We start from the raw sequence: 751 nt of genomic DNA, 5'->3' as shown, positions 1-751 counted from the left end.
GGTCGCCGGTGACGGTAACCTCGACCTCGATGAGGTCGAGCACCTGGCGCGCGGCGATGTCGAGCGGGCGACCACTGGTCTGGTCGAAGTCCTTCTGAAACAGGTCGGCACCGCCACGCTCCAATCCGAACAGCCAGAGCAGCTGCTGTTCGATCGAGCTGTCGTGCGGGCAGAGCAGAGCGAGCAGGTCGCCGTCGCGCGGCATGCACAGGAACAGGGTGTCACTGGCGTGCGCGCGGTACACCACGTCCTCTGCGGCCGCCGGATAATAGAGGCGGTACTCGGGTCCACGATGCGACTTGCCGCGACGGCTGTCGTACCACGTACCGGTGAGCGGCAGCACCAGCGGCGGTGCATCATCCGAAAGCCACACCCATTTGACCGGCACCGCCACCTTTTCCGATGGCGTACCCAGAAACGCGCGGAAGCTGTCGACACCCTGAAACTCGTGGCCGCGTGATACCGTGGGATCGACTTCGGTACCGGTCACGCTCTTCACACCCACGCCGGTGAAATACTGCGAGAGCGATCCTGCCTGCATGCGTTCTGACGTCCCTTCAGGTGGCCGTTGATGCTAAATGGGCGCGCTGAACACGGCAAGGCTGGCGCGGGACGCGGTTGCGGACGCGGGGATCAGGCGCCAGGTCACGTCCTCTGGACGACAGTCTGGTGAAACAGCTCGTACATCTCGGAGCGCCAAACCGGATGAAGGCCATTCGTTCATGCGCCGGAGCCCGGCAGCTAAGCGCCC

1 pseudogene is annotated in these 751 nt (G+C 64.6%); it reads right to left on the bottom strand.

Going from position 1 to position 751, the window contains the following annotated elements:
- Positions 1-541, bottom strand: a pseudogene (locus tag L8F96_RS18560) (hypothetical protein); the annotation flags it as partial.
- Positions 542-751 lie beyond the last annotated feature (210 nt).

It is taken from the genome of Sphingomonas panaciterrae, from assembly GCF_036890205.1.
Classification (GTDB): domain Bacteria; phylum Pseudomonadota; class Alphaproteobacteria; order Sphingomonadales; family Sphingomonadaceae; genus Sphingomonas; species Sphingomonas panaciterrae.
The sequence above is the reverse complement of the archived record's forward strand: the minus strand, read 5'-3'. Positions and strand labels throughout refer to the sequence as shown.